This is a genomic window from uncultured Fluviicola sp., assembly GCF_902168135.1.
Taxonomy (GTDB): domain Bacteria; phylum Bacteroidota; class Bacteroidia; order Flavobacteriales_D; family Crocinitomicaceae; genus Fluviicola.
In genome coordinates this window covers 48,866-71,823 of record NZ_CABHOL010000020.1, presented here as the reverse complement: position 1 = coordinate 71,823, position 22,958 = coordinate 48,866, and the positions used below count along the sequence as shown (strand labels likewise).

The following is a 22,958-nucleotide window of genomic DNA, read 5'->3' as shown; positions in this document are numbered from 1 at the left end:
CTTCATAGTTTGCAAAGTATAAATAAAGCTATGAAAGACATCAAGCAATTACTAAAAGAACGAATTCTCATCCTTGACGGAGCGATGGGAACCATGATCCAGCGTTACAACCTGGAGGAAGACGATTTCCGTAAAGGATGGTTTGAAGATCATCCGCACAAATTGAAAGGCGATAACGACATCCTTGTTCTGACACGCCCCGACGTCATTAAAGAAATTCACGCTCAATACCTGGAAGCAGGAGCAGATATTATCGAAACCAACACTTTTGGAGCAACATCGGTTGCACAGGCAGATTATCATTTGGAAAAAGCGGTCTACGATATTAACTACCACGGAGCAAAAATTGCACGCGAGGTATGTGATGAATTCACAGCTAAAAATCCGGATAAACCACGCTTCGTAGCAGGTTCTATGGGACCAACAACAAAATTGGCTTCCATGTCTCCGGATGTAAACGATCCGGGATTCAGAGCAATTACCTTTAACGAACTGGTTGTTGCATTCAAAGAACAGGCTACAGGATTAATGGACGGTGGAGCAGATTTCCTGTTAGTAGAAACCATTACAGATACCCTGAATTCCAAAGCTGCGATGTTCGCCATTGATGAATTGAGCGAGGAAAGAGGTATTCAAATCCCTATCATGATCTCAGGAACGATCACTGACCAAAGCGGACGAACATTAACCGGTCAGACTACCGAAGCATTCCTGGTTTCTGTTTCCCACATGCCGCTCTTGAGCATTGGTTTGAATTGCGCTTTGGGAGCAGATGCCATGAGACCTTACTTACAGGTATTGTCAAACCAGGCTCCATTTGCCGTAAGTGCACACCCGAACGCAGGATTGCCAAACGAATTCGGTCAGTATGACGAAACTCCTGAAATGATGGGTTCTCAAATTGAAGAATTCCTGCAGGAAGGATTGATCAATATTATCGGGGGGTGCTGCGGAACAACTCCCGACCACATTCGTAAGATGGCTGAAATTGCCGCTAAATACTCACCCAGAAAAATCAGCGAAACAGCAAACGCATGAACCATTTACGCTTATCGGGCTTAGAAGCCATTACCATCACACCTGAAAGTAACTTTACAAACATCGGTGAACGAACCAACGTGACAGGATCGCGGGCTTTTCTTCGAATGATCAAGGAAAACGATTACGAAGCGGCACTTTCTGTAGCACGCGAACAAGTGGAAGGTGGTGCGCAGGTGATCGACATTAACATGGACGAAGGAATGATCGACGGGAAAGAAGCCATGGTGAAATTCCTGAATCTCATTGCTGCTGAACCAGATATTTCAAGCGTTCCGATCATGGTCGATAGTTCCAAATGGGAAATTATCGAAGCCGGGTTACAATGTATTCAAGGAAAAGGGATCGTGAACTCCATTTCCCTGAAAGAGGGTGAAGAAAATTTCATCCGCCAGGCAAAACTGATCAAACGGTACGGTGCGGCAACGGTAGTCATGGCATTCGATGAACAAGGTCAGGCCGACAGCTACGAAAGACGTATAGAGATTTGTGAGCGTTCTTACCGCATTTTGGTAGACGTGGTCAAATTCGCACCTGAAGACATTATTTTCGACCCGAATATCTTCCCGGTAGCAACCGGAATGGAAGAACACAATAACAACGCCCTGGATTTCTTCCGGGCTGCCAAATGGATTCGTGAAAATCTTCCGGGAGCACATGTTTCCGGCGGAGTTTCCAATGTTTCCTTTTCTTTCCGGGGAAATAACCCGGTTCGTGAAGCCATGCATTCGGCATTCCTTTACCATGCCATAAAGCATGGAATGGATATGGGAATCGTGAACCCATCCATGCTGGAAGTTTATGACGATATTGACAAGCAATTATTGGAATACGTAGAAGACGTGCTTCTCAACAGAAGAGAAGATGCCACGGAACGTCTGCTGGATTTCGCAGAAAACTTCAAAGGAGAAGACAAGAAGAAAGAAGTTTCCCTGGAGTGGCGAAACGCCCCGGTGAACGAACGTTTAGCGCATGCATTGGTAAAGGGAATTGTGGATTTCATCGATGAAGACGTTGAAGAATGCCGGCACCAGTTTCCCCGGCCAATCATGGTCATCGAAGGTCCGCTGATGGACGGAATGAACATCGTGGGTGATTTATTCGGCAGCGGAAAAATGTTCCTTCCCCAGGTAGTAAAATCTGCCCGCGTCATGAAAAAAGCCGTCGCTTATCTTCTTCCGTTTATCGATGCTGAGAAAGATGGAAAATCCTCATCGGCAGGAAAAGTGATCATGGCAACCGTAAAAGGAGATGTGCACGACATCGGTAAAAACATTGTTGCTGTGGTCTTAAGCTGCAATAATTACGAAATCGTGGATCTCGGCGTAATGGTCCCTGCTGAAAAGATTATCCAGGCAGCAATCGATGAAAACGCCCATGTAATCGGACTAAGCGGATTAATCACGCCATCCCTGGACGAAATGGTACACGTTGCCAAAGAAATGGAACGCGCAAACCTTTCCATTCCTCTTTTGATCGGAGGAGCTACAACTTCCAAAGTACACACAGCCGTTAAGATCGAACAGAATTACCATAAAGGTCAAACTGTCCACGTATTGGATGCTTCCCGTTCGGTAACCGTAGTAGAACAATTGCTGGGACACAAGAAAGAACAGTTTGTCAAAGACGTACAGGCAGATTATGCAAGAGTCCGTGAGCACCATGAAAAACACCGCGGAGCAAAGCAGGTATTGAGCTATGCAGATGCATTAAAGAATAAACTGGTTTTGGAATTCAATTCCGAGACCATCAAAAAACCCCGTCAATTAGGAGTCCGGGTTATTGAACAACAGGACTTGGCGGAATTAGTTCCCTATATTGACTGGACACCTTTCTTCCAAACCTGGGAACTGCATGGAAAATATCCGCGCATTTTGAAAGACGAGGTTGTTGGAAAAGAAGCTACGCAGCTTTACGAGGACGCTCAGAAAATGCTGAAGCAGATTGTGGACGAAAAATGGCTGACTGCTAAGGCAGCTTACGGTATCTTCCCGGCAAACAGTATAGATGACGATATTGAGATTTACTCAGACGAGCAACGCACTTCGGTATTGGGAATTCAACATTCATTGCGCCAGCAGACGAAAAAAGCAGCCGGACAACCCAATCTTTCATTAGCCGATTTCATTGCGCCGAAAGAAAGTGGGATGATTGATTATCTTGGAGCCTTTGTCGTTACAGCCGGTCACGGAATCGATGAACATGTGAAACGCTTCGAAGCAGATCACGACGATTACAATTCCATTATGATCAAAGCACTTGCTGATCGTTTAGCAGAAGCTTTCGCCGAATACCTGCATGCAAAAGTAAGACGAGAAACCTGGGGTTATGCGAATGACGAAACGTTGGACAACGACGCATTGATTGCCGAAGAATACAAAGGAATACGTCCTGCACCGGGTTATCCGGCATGCCCCGACCACACTGAAAAACCAAACCTTTTCAAACTTTTAAATGCGGAAGAACTAAGTGGTGTTTCTTTAACCGAGACCTTAGCTATGTGGCCGGCAGCATCCGTTTCGGGGTGGTATTTCGCACATCCCGACTCCAAGTATTTCGGGCTGGGAAAAATAACTATAGATCAGGTAGATAACATTTCTTCGAGAAAAAAGATGGATGTAAATGAAATGAAACGCTGGTTATCGAGCAACCTTATTGATTAATTTAGCATCTTTACAAGGAAGATTAACGATTCTACCGCCTAATTGTTAGTAAATTAACAACTAAGGTATGCTAATCTCACATTTGTGTGAACCTTGAAACTAAGCTTAATTATGCGCGTACTACTTTTTTGCCTGATGATTTCCACATTTGGATTATCTCAAACACCACCTACCGCTCAATTCACTGCATCACCACTTACTGTGTGTTTGGAACAAAGTATCCATTTCACCAGTCAATCTACGGCAGGAAGTTCGCCTATCACTTCCTATCAATGGGATTTCGGAGACGGAAATGCATCTGTCCAGCAGAATCCGGACCACGTATACAGTGCTCCCGGAACATATACCGTAACACTTACCGTTCAGGCTTCGAACGGTCAGGCCGATTTTGAGTTAAAGTCCGCCTATGTGACAGTAAACCCGAAGCCGGTTTCGAATTTCACGACCACAGCAAACGGCTGCAGTCTTCCGGTAAGCGTAACTTTCGGAAACACTACTACCGGAGCTGTTTCCTACAACTGGAATTTCGGGAATAGTCAAACGTCAACCCTTCAAAATCCTGCGGCAGTCAATTATACCACTGCGGGCACATACAACGTCTCGCTTATTGCGACCAATAGTTTCGGGTGTAAAGACACGATGATCAAACCAATCGTTATTTCGAATTTCCAGGCCGGTATAAACGCTCCGGCTACAGCTTGTCAGAATACCCCCGTATCCATTACGGATAATTCAACAGTAGGTGCCAATTCCTGGGGCTGGACTTTTGGGGGAGGTAATCCTTCCAGCTCTAACTCTCAAAACAACACCGTTACTTTTTCAACTCCTGGAACATATACTATTGGCTTAAACGCACAAAATACAAGTCTGGGCTGTTCCGGATCTACGTCGAAACAAATCACCATATTACCTACTCCGATTCCTTCGTTTACCGCAAATCCAACTACAGGATGTGCTCCGCAGGGAGTTACTTTTACAAATACAAGTCCAGCCGGAACGAATTTCCAATGGAATTTCGGCGACGGAACCACTTTTAACGGGCAAAATCCACCGGTACATAATTATACAAACAACGGTAGCTACACGGTAACACTAACCATGACCGGCGCGAACGGCTGTCCGGGAACCATTAGTTTAAATGCAGTTACCTTAAGCCCTCCACTTGCAGGTTTCACCAGCACAGACACAGCTGGATGTGAACCTCTTACAGTTACATTCATCGACACTTCTTCAACAATAGTCCCTATTACGAACTGGTTATGGACATTTGGCGACGGAACCACTTTTGTGGGACAAAATCCTCCTGCACATACATACAACCTTGGAGTTTACGATGTTTCCTTAACAATCACCACCCAATCGGGATGCCAGGGAACTGTTACTATTCCCGCATACATAGAAGTAGGTAAAGTAGACCTTGTCAACTTCACCATTGATCAAAGCCCGGAATGTGCTAAAAGATCCATTCACTTCAACAATTTATCGCAGGTATTAACCCCGCACACTCCCGATGAGGTCACTTATCTGTGGAATTTTGGCGACGGCGGGACTTCTACCCTTGAAAACCCGGACCATTCCTATTCCCAGGACACGGGTTATTTTGATGTGACTTTGATTGTTACTTTCCGTGGCTGCAGCGACACACTTACCATTCCGGATGCCGTTTATATCAAAGCACCTATCAGCAGATTCCAACCGGCCCAAACATTGTACTGCAACCCGGCAAGTTTACCGGTAAACGTAGCTGTGAATGATCAATCCATCATTGGAAAACTTTCGGATGATTGCACAATGATCTGGAAATGGGGAGACGGATCAACAACCACTTTTGACGATCCTGATTTCGACGATGCCGACCTGGGATCAACTTCACACAATTATGCGAACTATGGTTCATATACCATCGAACAGGTAATTTACAATTACACTACCGGATGTGCGGACAGTACCACCCAGGTGGTACATATATCGACAGTTACAGCAGGAATATTACCACCATCAAACGACTCCGTTTGTGTAAATTCTTCATTTACACTTGGCCAGAACTCCACAACCTGGGTAGATCACCCATTCGGGACTTATTCCTGGAGCATGGGAGACGGACAAATACTCACAGGAACGAATCCGAGTTATGCTTATCCGGGTTTCGGAACATACACCATTACTTTAACAGCAACAAATAACGTGGGATGTGCCGATAATGCTACATTCAACCCGATGATCGCCTTAGCACTTCCTTTGGCTCAAATCACCCCGGATGACAATGCCGGTTGTGCTCCTTTCGTGGTGAACTTCACCAATGGATCGACTTTACAGAATAACGGAGTTGCTTTATCTTCTTTCCTGTTTACTTTTAATGATGATGGTACAACACAAACAACCAATAGCGTAGGAACAGCTGTAAGCCACACTTATACAACCGAAGGAACATTCACAGCGACTCTAGTTGCTACTGACCAATTCGGTTGTGTTTCTGCACCAGCCAGTACTTCAGTTACCGTAACGAAACCAACGGCACTCTTTACAATTGATTCCGTGATCTGTAACCAGGAAAATGTTACTACGGTGAATGGTTCTTCCGGTGTCGCTCCTTTGACTTACCAATGGATTGTTGATGGTTCACAGGTAAGTACCACAACGGATTATGGACATACCTACAACGAAAATCTGAACAACTCCACTTCCAGTTTCACACACGGCTATGTATTAATTGTGACGGACGCTAACGGATGTAAAGACACATCATCCAGGATATTAACCATCTCTACGCCGGTGGCAATTCCGCAATACCAATTCAGCGGGGCCGCAACAAACACTAACGGGGATTACCTATGTCCTCCTGTTTTTGCTGATTTAACAGATGCTTCCCTGACTTATGGAGATATCACCAATTACAGCTGGATATTCGGGGATGGAAAAACTTCCGTGCTTGAAGATCCAAATAATACTTACGTATTCCCGGGAACTTACAGCCTCACTTTGTCTATAACCGATGAATTCGGCTGTACTTCAGATACAACCTATGTTGATTACCTGACAATCTTCGGACCGGTAGCAAATCCTTCATGGACACAGAATGCGGGTGGTTGCGGTCAGGATGTTGATTTCACTATAGGCGCAACCAGCTTCCTGGAAACCATCTTATGGACTTTAGATGACGGAACAACAGTAAATGATTCTACAAGCTTTACGCACACCTATCATGATGTAACAACCTATAATCCGACTTTGACTGTTACAGACAGCAATAACTGTGAAGTCGTTTATCCGATGAATCCTATTACTATTCCGGATATCGGATTGAATGCCTACTTTGTGGTAAATCCAACATACATTGATTTAGGTACAACCGTTGAATTGGATGACCAGTCGAACAGTGTAAGTGGAATTTCTACCTGGACCTGGGACATGGCCCCAAATCCCCAGGTAATCAATAATTCGGGAGCTTCCATTTATCCTACATATTACTCTGCCGGATCATACACCGTTACATTAACAGTAGAAGATCCGAACGGATGTTTTGATACTTACACGACGGTCATCACCGTTACAGGTGATTTCGAGATGCCGAATATCATCACTCCTAACGGTGACGGAACGAATGAAGTTTTCTCTTTCAAGAAAGACATTTTCAAGTCATTTGACATCCTTATCGTAAATCGTTGGGGAAATGTAGTTCACGAAGGAAAAAATGTAACAGGAACGATTTTCTGGGACGGTAAAACTCAGGGAGGAGATCCTTGCAGCGAAGGAGTTTATTTCTATAAATTAAACGGTATTTTAAAGGACAACAATCCGATTGAAAAAGCCGGATTCCTTGAGCTTGTCAAATAAACAAACTTTAGTTTGAACTTCAAAAATAGTATCTGGTTTAAAAAACAAAAAGCGGTCATTGCTGACCGCTTTTCGTTAACCTAACCTAACCACTATTCACTGAATCAGAAACTGAAGATATCAGCTCCTTTTCGATTACAAAATTGCATATTAAATTATGTATTTCAAAACCCAAATTTTGCTATTTCCAACATTTCTTGAAAGTTAATACCTTATTACCGAATTAAAAACCATCAATTTATCGGTATAATTAGTGCATTCGGAAGAATAATCGACCTGTTCAGCAGTTCTGACTATTGGAATCCTAAAAAATCCACCAGGGTGAATTTTTAACAACTATTTAGCTAAAATCGGTTTTTCTACAATATTTATTAGAAATTTTAAAACGCCGGATTTTTATAACTTTGTCCTTGTGTCAGAATACATTCAAATATTTACAGACGGCTCTGCCAGAGGGAATCCGGGTCCGGGAGGCTACGGAATCATATTGAAATACAAGCAATCCGTTAAGGAAATTTCCCAGGGTTATCGGCTCACAACTAATAACCGGATGGAACTCCTTGCGGTTGTTTGTGCCCTGGAAAGTTTGAAAACCAATACAATTCCTGTCCGAATTTATTCGGATTCCAAATATGTAATAGACGCTATCGAAAAAAGATGGGTTTACGGCTGGCAGGCAAAAGGCTTTGCCAAGAAAAAAAACAAAGATCTGTGGCTTCGTTACTTATCGGTTGCCAAATCTTTCAAGATTGAATTTATCTGGGTGAAAGGACACAACGGACATCCGGAAAATGAGCGTTGCGATGTATTGGCAGTTGAAGCAGCTTTAGGAAAAAACCTGCTGATCGACCAATACTTCGAAGAAGTGCAACGGCACGAAGATTAATTGCTCAGAAAGCAGGATTTCACAAAAGTATAAACTAAGGGATGAGGAAGTTCCCGGGTCGAACTAATCTGCGGGCAGAATCCACATGCCAGGAAAAACCGGCGATTCTTCAAACTAATAATTTCAGGCTCTTCAAACTGGTTGTAAGCTTCAATATCCAGGTCTGTTTCCGTAAGGCTTCCGATCAACTGCGGGTACAAACTATAACGTGTAGCCGTTAGTTCTTCCGGATTACGGGTTTCATATAAATGGATGAGTGCAGAAGAATGCGGCACCACGTAAACACGTTCGAAATGATTGCCGTCTACCAGGTTATCCGAAATTAATTTTTCTCCGTTTGCACTGAGGTTATTGCGGTGAATCAATACATCGATTAAGGCTTTATATCCTTCTCCGGTAATAAAAACAGGTGCTTCCTGTTGGAGCAGCAAATCGATTACTCCATTGAGATAAAATAAATTGAGGTATGGACCCGGGGCAAACCAAAAGCCATCATAATTTGATAACTGCTGAGGCTTCATGTTTATGATCTCGTTGATCTTAATCCAGTAATAAGACAACTCTACTTCCAGAAAACGACCTGCATGGTCTAAGGCCATATTTGTTGCATGGTGCGTATTGAAGGTAAAGTTAAAATCCCCAATAATTCCAATTTTCAGTTGCTGCATACAGAATCAACTAAAAAGCCACCTGTCGATTGACAAATGGCTTCTTTAAATTATCAATTATCTTTTAAACCAACCCTTTAGAACCGCGTCTTCGATAGGCAGCATAAGCGTTACCGAGTCATCAAGCGGAGTCGGAGTCGATAAGTCCGGTATTTTCCGATATACATTACAATTAAATGTACATGTGAATTTCGAGTAATCTCCCGAACCGTCAGATTCCTGTACAATTCCTGTGAAAACAACGTCCTGAGGAGTTGATGCAGGATCAGATTTCCAAACGTTTCCTGAACCATCCCGGTAAACCACTTCAAAACCATTGTAAGCATTTGCTTCATAGGTCGGAGTAGTCATCGTGGTAAAGAAGTTGTTAAACACAGACAAACTCGGATCACTGTTCGCACTTCCGTCAAACTGAAGTGAACCCAAACCTACCCGAATCGAAACCAATGTATTGGACGACTTCATATTTGCGTAATAAGTAGCCAGTGAAGGTGTAGGTGAAGGCTGGATGAATTTTGTTTTTGTTGCATCCAAATAATATCCGTCAACATTTTGTGTCAACTCCAACTGACTTCCATTTACAATTCCAATAAAACTTGATTCCAGTTCCACCTTTGGTGTCGGTGCCGGAATAATTTCATGCTTCGGACAGCCAGCTAAAAAGACCGACCCAAACGCAAAAAGCGCAATAACTTTTTTCATAGATACTATTTTTCAAACCAATATGTTCCAAAGAACACAATTCGAAAATACAACTTTTTTTCTTACTCCAAAGATATTTCTGAAAATCTCACACATCTAGGCTCTTAACAACTTATTCTGTTCAGGTAAACAATAATAAGGTAAGAAAATCGGCTTATCGGTATTCGCTGTTAAATCCATCGAATAAATGACTTCGGAATCTGAGATAACAATAGTATCCAGATTCTCATCCATATCCAGGTCTATTCCGCGAACACTTAATTCACACATTAACTGGTTGAATGCACTCATACTCACAAAAATCTGGCTTTCAAAGGCATTTCCGTTTTCATAGATGCAGCAATCCAGCTGTACTTCTGTTGATGAACTTTCAAATTGGATGCGGTTTAGTAAGATGCTGTCGAATATTGTTTTCATACTGTTTGAACTTTGATGATACAAATTTGCACCCGGTAGTTCGTAAAGTACTTACGATCTACTTCCCGGCATGAAAAAAGTTCGAAGAGTTCAAAAAGGTTCAAATATCCGTACATCCGGGTTTGAATTTTCAATTTTGCGTTTTTGAATTTTTCGTAATTTCACGATCTCACATATCAAGAACATGAAGTATTTCCCAATAGACAATAAGCTCTTTATTGAAAACCGTAAAAAGTTTACGGCAAAAATGGCAAAAAAGACCCTGGCTGTTTTCAATTCGAATGATATTTACCCCATTAGCGCAGATGGTACGCTTCCGTTTACACAGCACCGCGATATTTTCTATTTATCGGGAGTGGACCAGGAAGAAAGTATCCTTGTTCTATTTCCGGATGCAAGTAATGAAGCGCACCGCGAGGTCCTTTTCCTGAAAGAGACCAACGATCACATTGCAGTTTGGGAAGGAGCTAAACTAAATAAAGACCAGGCATTTGAAACAGCAGGTATCAAAACTGTTTATTGGCTGCAGCAATTCCCAACGATCTTTAAGCAGTTAATGGCCGAAGCGGAAGGGATTTACCTGAACACAAACGAGCATTTACGAGCCGACACAACTGTTCAGACACGTGAAGACCGTTTCATCATCCAGGTAAAACAAGATTATCCGGCACACCAGGTACACAAAAGCGCACCAATCATGCACCAGATCCGTTCCGTGAAAGAAAAGATCGAATTGGATTTGATGCAGACAGCGTGTGATATTACCGAAAAAGGATTTCGCAGAATTCTTGGCTTTGTGAAACCGGGCGTTTGGGAATACGAGATCGAAGCAGAGTTTTCGCATGAGTTCCTGCGCAACCGTTCCAAAGGATGGGCTTACACCCCGATTGTTGCGTCGGGTAAAAATGCATGTGTGCTGCATTATATTGAAAACAACATGCAGTGCCAGGACGGTGATGTAATCCTGTTGGATGTAGGAGCGGAATATGCAAATTACTCCTCGGACATGTCAAGAAGCATTCCGGTTAACGGACGTTTTACTCCCAGACAAAAAGAAGTTTACAACGCTGTTTTGCGTGTTAAATCACAGGCTGAAAAAATGCTTGTTCCGGGAACGATGCTGGCTGAATACCAAAAAGAAGTGGGCCGCATGATGGAATCGGAGTTGCTTGGATTGAAATTACTGGACCAAACAGATATTAAGAACCAGGACCCGAACTGGCCGGCATATAAAAAGTACTTCATGCACGGAACGTCACATTTCCTTGGATTGGACACGCACGATGTTGGTTTATGGAATGTCCCGATCGAAGCGAACATGGTATTTACCTGTGAACCGGGAATCTATATCCCGGAAGAAGGGCTGGGAATCCGAATCGAGGACAACCTGGTGGTTCAGGCTTCCGGAGAACCTTTTAACTTAATGAGAAATATCCCTATTGAAGCGGATGAGATAGAAACGTTGATGAACAGCAAATAATGAACGAACAATTATTGAATTACAGGATTTCCGGAAATGGAAGTCCTGTAATTTTTTTGCACGGTTTCATGGAGGATTACAGTATGTGGGACGAATTAATCCCCCATCTCCCTGTGAGAGCAGTCTGCATTGATTTACCCGGACACGGCAAGAGCCCCGTAGATTTCAACGCTGCTCCTTCCATCCTGTCCATGGCCAAAGCAGTGGAACAAATCATTCTTCATGAAAACCTGAAACACCCCATTATCATAGGACATTCTATGGGTGGATATGTAGGTATGGAATTGACGAAGCTCATTCCCGGCATTGAACACCTGATCCTGTTCCATTCACACCCCTGGAGTGACTCGGAAGACAAAAAGCGGGACCGCGAACGGGTTGCCAACCTGGTACTCACGAAAGCACCTGTTTTTATTCGTGAAGCTATTCCGAACCTCTTCTCCAATCCGGCAATGATGAAGGACGCGATAGATCATTATATCCGAATTGCTGACAAAATGGACCCGAAGGCAATCGCATGGGCGGCCCTGGCAATGAAAAACCGCTTCGACCTCGCATACCTGATGGAAAAGAACCCTGAAAAGTATACAGTCATCAGCGGGCACAACGACAAACTGGTCAATGTAGGATTGCTGGATTCGTTTTGCAAACAGCATAAAATCTCTTCCATTGTTTTTCCAAATGCGGCACATATGTCCCATGAAGAGAACCGCGAGGAAGTCATTCAATTATTGCAAACAATATTTTAACCGGGTATTAAAATAATAAAGAGGTGAGAAATTTTCACCCCTGGTTTTAATAGTTGATTCTGCAAAAAATAAATAATTTTAACGGTTATAACTTTTGATTATACTGACAGGCTATTTATTTTAACAGTTTAAATTTGAGTGTATCCTGTTTAAAAACCATCACTCAGTTTCTAAGAACTCGTAAATTGTCGGTAAGAACACGTAACAAACTACATTATGGAACCGAAAAGACTTCGTGCTTTGGTCATTGATGACGAAGAATACGCACGCAAAAATTTAATCATGATGCTGGACGATTTCTGTCCTGAAATCGAAGTAATCGGTGAAGCTTCCGGGAAAGAACAAGCCAAAGCACTGATCACTGCCAGCAAACCGGACGTGGTCTTTTTGGATATCCGAATGCCGAGCGGTGCAGAAGGATTTGAATTACTGGAAGAAGTAGAAGAAAAGAATTTCCTGGTTGTATTTGTTACGGCCTTTAAGGATTATGCGATCCGTGCATTCAATGCAAGTGCTGTTTATTACCTTCTGAAGCCAATCGATATTGACGACCTGCGGGTTGCCGTTGAAAAACTGGTGGAAGCAAATAATGTATTCGGGCAAGACCCGGAGAATTATGTGACTTATTTCCGAAGTCTGCGCAACCTGTCCGACCAACTGCTTCGCAACAAACCGAACAACCGCATCGCAATCAGCCATACCAAAGGGCTGAAAATCGTGGAAGACAATACGATTTCTCATCTGGAGGCAAGCGGAAACTGTACAACGATCTATTTTAATGACGGAACACGCTACCTGGACACCAGAACATTAAAGATTTACGAAAACATCCTGAATCCGGCCAAGTTTTTCCGGATCCATAAATCGCATATCATTAATCTCAATAATCTTGCGGAATACATTAATGAAGACGGTCATTTTGCGGTGCTGAAAAACGGATTGCGCATACCCGTGGCAAGAAACCGAGTGACTGATTTTGTGAAAATGCTGAAAGAAGGATGAGATTACTCGCATTAATGGTCTTTGCAGCCATTTCTACTTTGGGAATGGCGCAAGACTATTCTTTCATTACATACTCCAACGGGCAAGGCCTCCCGCAATCACAAGTCCAGTGTATTACACAGGATGACGACGGCTATTTATGGGTTGGAACATTGGGTGGATTGGCCAAATTCAACGGAAAAACATTTACGACCTTTTCACTGGAACAGGGTTTGTTCAACAACCGTGTCTCCTGCCTGCAGTTTATTCAAAAAACCATTTGGGTCGGTCATGAAGGTGGAATTACCGAAATCAAGAACAACAAAGCACAGACCTATTCACTTGGAGATAATAACCGAACTGTAATCGTTACGGACTTTATTCAATACCAGGGGAAAATCATTGCTTCCACTGAAGGAAGCGGTTTGTATATTCTTTCAAAGGGGCATGTTTCAAAAATCACTTTGAAAAATCCCCACGCATCTGCCTGCAGGGATTTGGAAATCATCCATGGAAAGCTTTACATCGGTACTCGGGACGGGTTGTATTTCACTGACGATCTCACGAATTTTAATCGTGTAGAAGCGTTCAGGGACCGTCGCATTTCCGGAATTGCACTTGCTCAGAACAAAGTCTTCATTTCTACTTCATTCGAAGGGCTTTTCAAAACCGATATGACCTTCAAAAAATTTGATTCGATTCCCGTTCAGGCAACAGATCTTTATATTGGAGCACTAACAAGTGACCGTTCAAATCAGCTCTGGCTGTCTTCTCCGGAGGGAGTTATCCGTCTGTCCCCTCAAATGAAGCAGCTTAGTTTGAACGAAGCTAACGGACTTCCTGTAAAAGCGATCAATTGCTCTTTCCAGGACAACGAAGGAAATATCTGGTTCGGAAGTGATGGAAAAGGGCTTGTCCGTTTTGCCAATCAAAACCTGCAGATTTACTCCACCAAAACCGGCATGCCTTCGGACCTGATCCTTTCGGGGACAAAATTGAAAAACGGAAGCTACCTTTTTGGTTCCTATGATAAAGGGGCCTTCAAAATGAACCTGCAGGGGGTTTGCGAGAACATTCCTATTCCGGCAACAACTATCTGGGACATTGAATATTTCAACGGATTGGCCTGGTTCGCAACCGATATGGGAATATTCAGCTGGGATTTTAAGTCCGAACCGAAAAGATACCTCTCTGAAAAATTTTCTACCACCTTCCGGGTATTGAAACCTTTAAAGAACAGGCTGATAGTTGCCGGTGAAGAAAGTGTGGGATATATTGAAAACAACACCCTTCATCATTATCCCAGTTTCAAATTCAATATCAGCCGGGACGGAAACATCCGGGATATCACATTCTACTATTCGAATATCCTGGTAGCAACATCCAAAGGTCTTTATGAGCTCAACCTGGCAAAAAAAACACAGAAACTGCTTAAAAAATTCAAAGCCAGCATTGCTTCGATCGAAACAGATGTGGACAACCGTGTTTGGATAGGCACCGAAAACGGGTTGGTGATCTTCGACGGGATCAATTTCACGGACGTTTCATACAGTTCCAAGAGCGGGGCTCGCTTCATCAATTTTATCCACCGCGTAGAAAGCAACATTTTTGTAGGCACGAACGATGGGTTGTATGTTTTTGAAAACAGCGAAAACTCCCAATTACTGGTAAAACACATCGGAACCAACAACGGCTTGATCAACCTGGAATCCAACATCAATTCTTCGATTTATGAAGGCGGAAACTTTTGGTTCGGCACCAGTGAAGGCCTGGCAAAACTCCAGCTTGATTTAGAAGACGGGTTCTCCGACTTTAAACCCAAGCTCAACATTGCTCGAGTCCTTGTGAATTACCGGGAAATAAACCCTTCCGACATTTATAACGGATTGAAACTTAATTATTCTAAGAACAACCTGATTATAGATCTGGATGGGATTTCGATGGAAGATCCCGAATCCGTTACTTTTCAATACCGCCTGGAAGGAGAATCCGACAAATGGTCTCCCCCGACTTTAAACCCGACCATCATCCTTTCCAACCTGGATGCGGGAGATTATACGCTTCAGATCCGCGCTATTTCCGGGACAAAGAAAATATCAGACATCAGTTCATTTGAAATCACCATTACTCCGCCTTTTTGGAGAACCTGGTGGTTCTATATCCTTGTTTTTGTCGCCATAGCATTCGGAATACGCTATTATTTCAGGTTGCAGATCAAGCGTGAAAGAGAACGCAACTACAAAATAAACCTGGAAAACAAATCACGTCTGCTTGCTTTGGAACAGCAATCACTGAATGCCAGTATGAACCGCCATTTCATCTTTAATTCGTTGAATTCCATTCAATACTTTATCAACACGCAGGACCGCGTATCTGCAAACAGGTACCTGACCAGTTTCGCGAAATTGATCCGGAAAAACCTGGACAGCGCATCAGAAGGAGATAATGTAGTGACCCTGCACCAGGAATTGGAACGATTGGAATTATACCTTTCCCTGGAAGCCATGCGTTTCAAAGACCGGTTTACCTACAAAATCGAAAACCGGGATATTGACCTGGAACAGGTAACCGTTCCTGCGATGCTGCTTCAGCCTTTCGTAGAAAACAGCATTATTCACGGAATTCTTCCCGACGAAACAAAAAAAGGAGAAATCGTTGTAACTATCAAAGCGCTAGGGGATCAATTGGAAATCTGCATTGATGATAACGGGATCGGAATAGACTACAGTTTGAACAAAAAGGCCAAGTTTAAAGGCGATCACAAGTCCCAGGGAATGGAAATTACTTCAAAAAGAATAGACCTGATCCGTCAAATGTGGAATAAGGATTACGAGCTGATCGGGCCATTTCAAATGACGAATCCGGACCGTTCAATCAAGGGAACACGCGTTTTAATCAAAATTCCTTATGAAAATTTGGAAATAAATGATTAAATAGTTTATATTTGTTGAGTATGCGTTTTTACGATATGAAAAAGATAACACTTATAGCATCATTATTACTCGTGTTTGCAGCTTGTCAAAAAGCTGACATCCGCCCAAGAACTGGCGGTTGCACTGAGCCTGAAGCAGAGGTCAAAAGCCTTTCAACAGGAACTTCTACAACTTCATCCGAAGGAATTGGAAACCCAAATGCTTTAGGCGGATCCGGGAACGGAACCGGAACGGATTCAAATCCAACTGTTGATCCAAATGCACCGGATCCGGACGGAGGAGACATCACAGATCCATTAAGAAAGAAAGATCAGAAAGACAATAAATAAAAAATCCCCTTGGTTAAACCAAGGGGATTTTTTTGTTCTATAATTTCTCCAATTCCTATTGGAAATGATTCCACCCCTGGGCTCTCAAAGGAATCAACGATTCATTCGTATCAACCAGGTAAGTCCCTTCACTTGCATCCGTCATATATCCGATAACCGTCATATGCGGATTCCCTTTAATCTTATCAAAATCACTTTGCGCAACCGTGAATAACAATTCATAATCCTCGCCTCCATTCAATACACAAGTAGAGGGATCCAGGTTAAAATCAATCGCCGTAGTCGATGTCAGTGAATCGATCGGAAGTTTTGCATTATAAACCATCGCACCTTTATTGCTTGCTTTACACAGATGAAGTACTTCAGAAGCCAATCCGTCAGACACATCTATCATCGATGTAGGAACCACATCCAGCTCTTTCAAATAATTGACCACATCTAAACGCGCTTCAGGTTTCAATTGTCTTTGAATGATATAATCCTTTCCATCCAGGTCAGGCTGAATATCCGGATTTGCTTCAAAAACGCTCTTTTCACGCTCCAAAACCTGCAATCCGACATAAGCTGCTCCCAGATCTCCGGAAACTACCAACAGATCGTTCACTCCCGCTCCTGACCTGTAAACAACTTTGGATTTATCGACCACGCCTATGGCAGTTACCGAAATGACCAATCCGGATCGCGAAGAAGTCGTATCACCGCCGATCAAATCTACTTTGTAATGCTGACACGCCAATCGGATTCCATCGTATAACTCTTCCAACGCCTCCAATGGAAACCGGTTTGAAACAGCTATTGAAACCGTAATTTGTTCAGGCGTACCATTCATTGCAGCGATATCAGACAGATTCACAGCAACGGATTTATATCCCAGATGTTTGAAAGGAACGTACATCAGGTTGAAATGAACACCTTCCACCAGCATATCCGTGGAAATAAGGGTATACTGCTCCTCATTCCTTTCCAGGACAGCTGCATCGTCTCCGATACCAAAAGCTGTTGATTCCCTGGTAAGCAGGAAGTTTTTCGTCAATAAATCAATCGTTCCAAATTCACCCAGGGATTCCAGGTCCGTTCTTTTTTCTTCTGACATGTACTTTAATATATCTTACAAAGATAATAGAAGGAACAGAGAAATCAGGTTTCAACTGATTCACACTGCTTAAACCTCTCAAAAAAACAGTTGGTTTTATGAGAACTAAAGAAGAAAGTCTACCTTTACAGAAAAAATCAGCTTGATGAAACACCGAATCTTCATTTTTCTTTTGAGCTTGTTCAGTTTATACCGAACTTTTGCTCAATGTACCGTAACTACGGTAAACGATATTATCACAACTTGTCCAAACACGAGTGTAACAGTAGGTGTCTATCCTTATTCAACAGGAGTATTTAACACCTTGTATAATTTCAACGGTTCCATTCCACCTGGATGGCAAACAACAGGAACCACCACATTCGGAACCCCTTGTGGAAACTCTATTGATGGCACACCTTATTATTGGGCTTCCACATCTGTTGGGATACCAAGTATTACAACAAGTCCTATTAACACCAGCTGCGGAGGAGAAATCCGATTTGATTTAATGTATGCCGTTCAGGGAGGAGCTTCCCCATGTGAAGGGCCTGATCAAATGAACGAAGGAGTACTACTGCAATACAGTGTGAACAATGGTGCTAACTGGGCAGACATTGTTTATTTTGTTCCTGATGGAACGACAGCTCCTCATATTAATAACAGTGCTGTACCTGCTGCAACCGGCCCCACCCCTTTTACACAATGGAATACTTTTACTTATCCATTACCTTATAATGCCATTTCGAACGGTACATTGTTCCGATGGATCCAACCAAACTCATCCGGATCATGCTGCGATAACTGGGGATTGGATAATATCAAGTTCAATGATAACAACTGTGCGAACAACATTATTACCTGGGAAAACGGTTCAACTCAAAACAATATTACTGTTACTCCTGCCAGTGATACCACTCTTTATTTCGAGGTTTTTGACTCACTCGGGATTTTACAATGCACTGATAGTGTATTCATTGATGTATTATCACCGGGATTTGACAACTTAGTAAACCTCGTCAGCGCGAATTTTATGCCCGGACAACAGGCTTATACCACTATACACGCTGAAAACCTTGGATGCCAGAACACTTCAGGAACAATTTCTTTGGTCCTGGATCCACTTACAAGCTTTGTAAGCGCAGTCCCAGCCCCAAATTCGATAAGTGGAGATACCTTGTATTGGAATTATGCCAATTTATCTCAACCAAGCGGCAACTCATTTATTGCTAATGTAACACTTCTTACAAGCACCAATGCTCAAGTAGGTGATTCCGTATACCTGGATTTAAAAATTAATGACCTGGTTGGAGATTCTGATCCAGGTAACAACACTCGAAATTATAGATTCCCAGTGCTAAACGGGTATGATCCAAACGACAAAAAGGTTTATCCATCCGGTGATTGCACTCCTCATTTTGTGTATAACAATGAAAAACTGACTTATACAATACGCTTCAGAAATACTGGAAATTCTTACGCTTACAACATCAAATTAATAGATTCACTGAACCCTAACATCAAAAAGGAAAGTTTGAGGATCCTTGGCTCTTCCCATCCTGTGAAAGTGCATTTTGACAACAATGATGTATTGCGTTTTAATTTCGATACCATCCTTCTCCCAGCTTCAATTTCAGCCGGACCTTATTTAAGCACCGGTTATGTTATTTTTGAATTCGAGCAGAAACCAAACCTGGCACATGGAGTCGTAATAAAAAATAAAGCGAGGATCTATTTTGATTACAATCCTGCCATTATTACCAACCAGGTGTTCAACACGGTTACAGACGGAAGCCACATTTCAGAAAGTGATACATTAGTAGTTTTTGCCCTTGACTCCACAATCTGGAACAATCAAACCTATACTCAGAGCGGTATTTACTCCTATCATTCACTGAACCAATATGGATGCGACAGTGTGAGTTACCTGAACCTGAATATATCCTCCCTCGGTTTATCAACTTATACCTTTGATTTCTCCATTCATCCGAATCCAAGCAACGGAAAAATAACTATCCAAACAACCAACAACGAGGAATTCGAATTGAAAGTATCTGGATTGGATGGCAAGTCAGTCTTTACAAGTAAAATCTCCGGTTCGTCGGAAATAGATCTTGAATACCTGGCCCCGGGAACTTACCTGGTTTCCTGCACACTTAACGGATCTGAAATAACCAAACGGATAGTCATCAAATAAACCTCGATAGTCAAAATAGAAAAGCCCGGAAGATAAATATTCGGGCTTTTTGCATTCTAAATCGTACTTTTATCGCATCAACTCCATCAAGCATGAAGTATTTCATCCTCCTCCTTATCGTCGTGCATTTCTTTTCCGGGAAAGCACAAACTTTCGTACGTTCAGAATTACCGACTCAAGTCTCCACTCCCTGGGAACTATTCTACGGACCGGATTCCATGCTTTGGGCAACAGAAAGCAACGGAAGAGTCTCCAGGATCGATGCTGAAACAGGAACTAAAATCGTTATTTACACAGCAAATGATTATTTCGGGGGAAGTCCTTTGGAAAACTCTGTGCTTTGTCCAAGCCTGGGAATCGGAGGCGGAACGTTGGGGCTTGCTCTGCATCCGGATTTTACGACAACCGGATCTTCCTTCATTTATTTCATGTATTCCTACAATTCCGGAACTTCAGGAAATCCGGCAACCCGATTTAAGATCCGCAGGCTGGAATGGGACCCGAATGCCGAACAAGTCGTGGCTTACCAGGATATTGTCACCAATATTTCCACGGGCTATGATCACCTCGGAGGAAGATTACTGGCCGTAAAACAAAATACGATTCCGTATTTATTTGTAACAATCGGAGACCATGGTTCCGCAAATAACCAATGCTACAATCCTCCGACCGACAATCCGAATAATTTTGCCCAGGACCCGGCAACCGACAATGGGAAAATCCACCGTTTCAACATGGACGGAAGTATTCCTGCAGACAATCCAATTCCCGGAAATTCCTTTTTCACACGCGGACACAGAAACCCGCAGGGATTGGTCTACAACACCAACCTTGACCTTCTTTACAACATAGAACATGGTGACAAAACGGACGACGAAATCAATATCCTCGAAAAAGGAATGAATTATGGCTGGAAAGACGTGCACGGTTTCCACGACGATGATAATTTTCCGGGAGAAGCGGCCTACGTTGCCAATTACGTTCCACATCCTCAAATTGCAAACGATCACTTGGTTGAACCGATTTATTCCATTTGTGCAGTTCCAACTCCAGGTTCCAATGTTGGAAGCAGCTGGTGCACAGTGGCTCCGTCTGACGGGATTTATTACAAAAGCACTTCCATCCCCGAGTGGACAAACAGCATTTTGCTGGTTACGCTGAAAAAAGGTGACAATACAAATATGGAATTGTACCAATTCAAACTAAACGCGCAGGGAACCATTGCCGCTTCAACCAACGAGAACCCCAATCCCAAAAAATACTTTGCCGAAGACCAGTTACTGAACGGGAGACTGCGCGATATCGCCGTTTCTCCCGACGGAAAGAAAATTTACTTAATCAACAATGGCGGAGCAACTTCAGCCACCGATAAAATAACGGTTTACACCTATATGGAACCACCGGTTGTTCCATACCAAAATGCGGGATTAAAAATCACTCCGAATCCTTCTTCAGGCTTGGTGCAGATCGAACTTCCTGAAAATAAGCCGTACACCCTCCAAATCTATGATTACCGTGGCGCAAAATTGAAAGAGATCAAAGACGAAACGCTTCTCATGAACCTCGATTTATCTTCGTTTTCTGCAGGTTTGTATTGGTTCCGCTACGAATCGGAAAGCATGCAGCGGATACAGAATTTTGTGAAGGAATGATTCATCCAATCATACAAAAAAGCTTCACCCGATTCATGAGTGAAGCTTAGTATATAATAGAGATCAGAATTGACTTCTGATTCGTTGTGCCTTGCTGTTAACTCTAAAATAGAAAGAAAAATAACCGGAAAAAGTTAAGGAATTACAAAAAAGCCCGGCATTTCGACTCCGCTCAATGACCTGGGCTTTCTTTCAATTAATGCACCGGTGGCGGCTGGTTGGTCGGACAAGTCGGATTCGGACATTGTGCATGCCCCTCCTGCAATGGCGTTCCACACGCCGGACAAAACTTCTGCTCTCTAGCCAGATAAAACTGCTTTTTCATACCCCTCGATTTTGCGTTATATTCTAAGGTACGAAAAACCCTTAAAGGTGAAGGATCCTTTGAAGACGCTTAACTTTTTTTAGGTACTGTATTATTTTCACAAGTTGGTTTATTGATACCTTTATGGAAACCATAAAATTTTTACCATGAATTGTCCAAACTGCAATAGAGAATTAGTGATGACCGATAGAAACGGCGTCGAGATTGATTATTGTCCGGGGTGTCGGGGAGTTTGGCTCGATCGCGGCGAACTGGATAAGATTATCGAGCGGTCAGGTCAGTATATCCAGAGTAATTCTCAAAAAAATCACAAAGACGACAAGCGGGACAATGACTATCACCCACACAAAAAGAAAAAAGGATTTTTGGGCGATCTGTTTGATTTCTGATCTTTCGTTTTGAATTGAATTCTAACTTATTTGACATTTCAATTCACCATTCGGCACGCCAATTCTGTCCCATTCCATTTTAAAACGATGTGGAGAATGGAAGTTCCATATACACAACTCCCCTTGCTCATTGTGTGAGGGGACTGTTATTTTCTCAATTCTGCCAAAGGGAATTTACAGTTTATTTTTGTAAGAATTTAGATGGTTCAATCTAGTAATTCTACACCAACTCCCGTCCCCACTCTAAAATTTCTATTTCTACAATTCCACCACAAAACCAACGCGTATAAATTAGACTTTTTTGAACGGGCCACCGCACTCTCACTCTCAAAACTCACGCTGCAAAAGGAAAAGGAATTTTCTGAAGATCGAAAAGAGCGAGTGTGAGTGTGAGAGAAGAGGTACAAAAGAAAAAAGGAACTCTCTCGAATTCCTTTTCCTTTTGTTGACCCACTAGGGCTCGAACCTAGACTCTTCTGAACCAAAATCAGACGTGTTGCCAGTTACACCATGGGTCAATTGCGGTGGCAAAGTTAATACTAAATTCTTTCCATCCAAGAAAAGCAGTAAAAAAATTGGTGTTTTTCAGCGAAAAAGTGGAAAAAACCTTGAATTTCATCCATTTAGCATTTTTCAACATTTC

General features: G+C 42.6%; 16 protein-coding genes and 1 tRNA gene. 12 read left to right on the top strand and 5 right to left on the bottom strand.

Translation table 11 applies throughout. The annotated features are described in order from the left end of the window. The first annotated feature begins 30 nt into the window (after nucleotides 1-30). From QZT69_RS07555 to rnhA, 4 genes are all read left to right on the top strand, one after another. A complete protein-coding gene (locus QZT69_RS07555) occupies nucleotides 31-1,038 on the top strand; it encodes a homocysteine S-methyltransferase family protein (RefSeq protein WP_294672532.1) in 1,008 nt (335 codons plus the stop codon). Further along, complete coding sequence (gene metH, locus QZT69_RS07550; RefSeq protein ID WP_294672529.1) at nucleotides 1,035-3,701, top strand: methionine synthase; 2,667 nt, start codon at nucleotides 1,035-1,037, stop codon at nucleotides 3,699-3,701. Before QZT69_RS07555 ends, metH begins: the two co-directional genes overlap by 4 nt. Nucleotides 3,702-3,812: 111 nt before the next feature. After that, nucleotides 3,813-7,535, top strand: a complete 3,723-nt coding sequence (locus QZT69_RS07545; protein WP_294672526.1) for a PKD domain-containing protein — start codon at nucleotides 3,813-3,815, stop codon at nucleotides 7,533-7,535. A gap of 412 nt (nucleotides 7,536-7,947) precedes the next feature. Then, nucleotides 7,948-8,421 (top strand): ribonuclease HI, encoded by a 474-nt coding sequence (rnhA, locus tag QZT69_RS07540; RefSeq protein ID WP_294672523.1) that lies wholly within the window; start codon nucleotides 7,948-7,950, stop codon nucleotides 8,419-8,421. Here the strand turns inward: rnhA and QZT69_RS07535 are convergent. The 3 genes from QZT69_RS07535 to QZT69_RS07525 all read right to left on the bottom strand — a co-directional run bounded on the left by QZT69_RS07535 (nucleotide 8,418) and on the right by QZT69_RS07525 (nucleotide 10,208). Then, nucleotides 8,418-9,089 carry a hypothetical protein gene (locus QZT69_RS07535; protein WP_294672521.1) on the bottom strand — a complete coding sequence of 224 codons (672 nt, stop codon included), beginning with the start codon at nucleotides 9,087-9,089 and terminating at the stop codon, nucleotides 8,418-8,420. The genes rnhA and QZT69_RS07535 overlap by 4 nt on opposite strands. A gap of 57 nt (nucleotides 9,090-9,146) precedes the next feature. Next, entirely contained in the window at nucleotides 9,147-9,791 is a 645-nt protein-coding gene (locus QZT69_RS07530; RefSeq protein ID WP_294672519.1) for a hypothetical protein, read from the bottom strand. A gap of 96 nt (nucleotides 9,792-9,887) precedes the next feature. Beyond that, nucleotides 9,888-10,208 carry a hypothetical protein gene (locus QZT69_RS07525; RefSeq protein ID WP_294672517.1) on the bottom strand — a complete coding sequence of 107 codons (321 nt, stop codon included), beginning with the start codon at nucleotides 10,206-10,208 and terminating at the stop codon, nucleotides 9,888-9,890. Between the two features lie 184 nt (nucleotides 10,209-10,392). Between QZT69_RS07525 and QZT69_RS07520 the strand changes: the two genes are divergently transcribed. From QZT69_RS07520 to QZT69_RS07500, 5 genes are all read left to right on the top strand, one after another. Then, nucleotides 10,393-11,688: an aminopeptidase P N-terminal domain-containing protein gene (locus QZT69_RS07520; protein WP_294672514.1), complete on the top strand. Its 1,296-nt coding sequence runs from the start codon at nucleotides 10,393-10,395 to the stop codon at nucleotides 11,686-11,688. Next, the gene (locus QZT69_RS07515) at nucleotides 11,688-12,437 is read left to right on the top strand and encodes an alpha/beta hydrolase (protein ID WP_294672511.1); all 750 of its coding nucleotides are present in this window, start codon (nucleotides 11,688-11,690) and stop codon (nucleotides 12,435-12,437) included. The genes QZT69_RS07520 and QZT69_RS07515 overlap by 1 nt, the downstream gene beginning before the upstream one ends. 216 nt (nucleotides 12,438-12,653) lie before the next feature. Next, the gene (locus tag QZT69_RS07510) at nucleotides 12,654-13,439 is read left to right on the top strand and encodes a response regulator (RefSeq protein ID WP_294672508.1); all 786 of its coding nucleotides are present in this window, start codon (nucleotides 12,654-12,656) and stop codon (nucleotides 13,437-13,439) included. Next, on the top strand, nucleotides 13,436-16,351 hold the full coding sequence (locus QZT69_RS07505) for a histidine kinase (RefSeq protein ID WP_294672505.1): 2,916 nt from the start codon (nucleotides 13,436-13,438) through the stop codon (nucleotides 16,349-16,351). The genes QZT69_RS07510 and QZT69_RS07505 overlap by 4 nt, the downstream gene beginning before the upstream one ends. Nucleotides 16,352-16,371: 20 nt before the next feature. Beyond that, nucleotides 16,372-16,680 (top strand): hypothetical protein, encoded by a 309-nt coding sequence (locus QZT69_RS07500; protein WP_294672502.1) that lies wholly within the window; start codon nucleotides 16,372-16,374, stop codon nucleotides 16,678-16,680. Nucleotides 16,681-16,735: 55 nt separating this feature from the next. Here QZT69_RS07500 and thiL read toward each other — a convergent pair whose 3' ends face one another. Further along, the gene (gene thiL, locus QZT69_RS07495) at nucleotides 16,736-17,773 is read right to left on the bottom strand and encodes a thiamine-phosphate kinase (protein ID WP_294672499.1); all 1,038 of its coding nucleotides are present in this window, start codon (nucleotides 17,771-17,773) and stop codon (nucleotides 16,736-16,738) included. 145 nt (nucleotides 17,774-17,918) lie between these two features. Here thiL and QZT69_RS07490 point away from each other — a divergent pair, with 145 nt between their 5' ends. From QZT69_RS07490 to QZT69_RS07480, 3 genes are all read left to right on the top strand, one after another. Next, nucleotides 17,919-19,949 carry a T9SS type A sorting domain-containing protein gene (locus tag QZT69_RS07490; protein WP_294672497.1) on the top strand — a complete coding sequence of 677 codons (2,031 nt, stop codon included), beginning with the start codon at nucleotides 17,919-17,921 and terminating at the stop codon, nucleotides 19,947-19,949. Between the two features lie 92 nt (nucleotides 19,950-20,041). Then, nucleotides 20,042-21,601, top strand: a complete 1,560-nt coding sequence (locus tag QZT69_RS07485; protein WP_294672495.1) for a PQQ-dependent sugar dehydrogenase — start codon at nucleotides 20,042-20,044, stop codon at nucleotides 21,599-21,601. Between the two features lie 471 nt (nucleotides 21,602-22,072). Continuing rightward, nucleotides 22,073-22,315 (top strand): zf-TFIIB domain-containing protein, encoded by a 243-nt coding sequence (locus QZT69_RS07480; RefSeq protein WP_294672490.1) that lies wholly within the window; start codon nucleotides 22,073-22,075, stop codon nucleotides 22,313-22,315. Between the two features lie 445 nt (nucleotides 22,316-22,760). Here the strand turns inward: QZT69_RS07480 and QZT69_RS07475 are convergent. Further along, nucleotides 22,761-22,833: transfer RNA gene (locus tag QZT69_RS07475), tRNA-Gln, on the bottom strand. Nucleotides 22,834-22,958 lie beyond the last annotated feature (125 nt).

What these genes read in the sequence shown, in the direction of transcription:
- QZT69_RS07555 (WP_294672532.1), top strand. Translation starts at nt 31, where the DNA reads ATGAAAGACATCAAGCAATTACTAAAAGAACGAATTCTCATCCTTGAC.
- metH (WP_294672529.1), top strand. Translation starts at nt 1,035, where the DNA reads ATGAACCATTTACGCTTATCGGGCTTAGAAGCCATTACCATCACACCT.
- QZT69_RS07545 (WP_294672526.1), top strand. Translation starts at nt 3,813, where the DNA reads ATGCGCGTACTACTTTTTTGCCTGATGATTTCCACATTTGGATTATCT.
- QZT69_RS07535 (WP_294672521.1), bottom strand. Translation starts at nt 9,089, where the DNA reads ATGCAGCAACTGAAAATTGGAATTATTGGGGATTTTAACTTTACCTTC.
- QZT69_RS07530 (WP_294672519.1), bottom strand. Translation starts at nt 9,791, where the DNA reads ATGAAAAAAGTTATTGCGCTTTTTGCGTTTGGGTCGGTCTTTTTAGCT.
- QZT69_RS07525 (WP_294672517.1), bottom strand. Translation starts at nt 10,208, where the DNA reads ATGAAAACAATATTCGACAGCATCTTACTAAACCGCATCCAATTTGAA.
- QZT69_RS07520 (WP_294672514.1), top strand. Translation starts at nt 10,393, where the DNA reads ATGAAGTATTTCCCAATAGACAATAAGCTCTTTATTGAAAACCGTAAA.
- QZT69_RS07515 (WP_294672511.1), top strand. Translation starts at nt 11,688, where the DNA reads ATGAACGAACAATTATTGAATTACAGGATTTCCGGAAATGGAAGTCCT.
- QZT69_RS07510 (WP_294672508.1), top strand. Translation starts at nt 12,654, where the DNA reads ATGGAACCGAAAAGACTTCGTGCTTTGGTCATTGATGACGAAGAATAC.
- QZT69_RS07505 (WP_294672505.1), top strand. Translation starts at nt 13,436, where the DNA reads ATGAGATTACTCGCATTAATGGTCTTTGCAGCCATTTCTACTTTGGGA.
- QZT69_RS07500 (WP_294672502.1), top strand. Translation starts at nt 16,372, where the DNA reads ATGCGTTTTTACGATATGAAAAAGATAACACTTATAGCATCATTATTA.
- thiL (WP_294672499.1), bottom strand. Translation starts at nt 17,773, where the DNA reads ATGTCAGAAGAAAAAAGAACGGACCTGGAATCCCTGGGTGAATTTGGA.
- QZT69_RS07490 (WP_294672497.1), top strand. Translation starts at nt 17,919, where the DNA reads ATGAAACACCGAATCTTCATTTTTCTTTTGAGCTTGTTCAGTTTATAC.
- QZT69_RS07485 (WP_294672495.1), top strand. Translation starts at nt 20,042, where the DNA reads ATGAAGTATTTCATCCTCCTCCTTATCGTCGTGCATTTCTTTTCCGGG.
- QZT69_RS07480 (WP_294672490.1), top strand. Translation starts at nt 22,073, where the DNA reads ATGAATTGTCCAAACTGCAATAGAGAATTAGTGATGACCGATAGAAAC.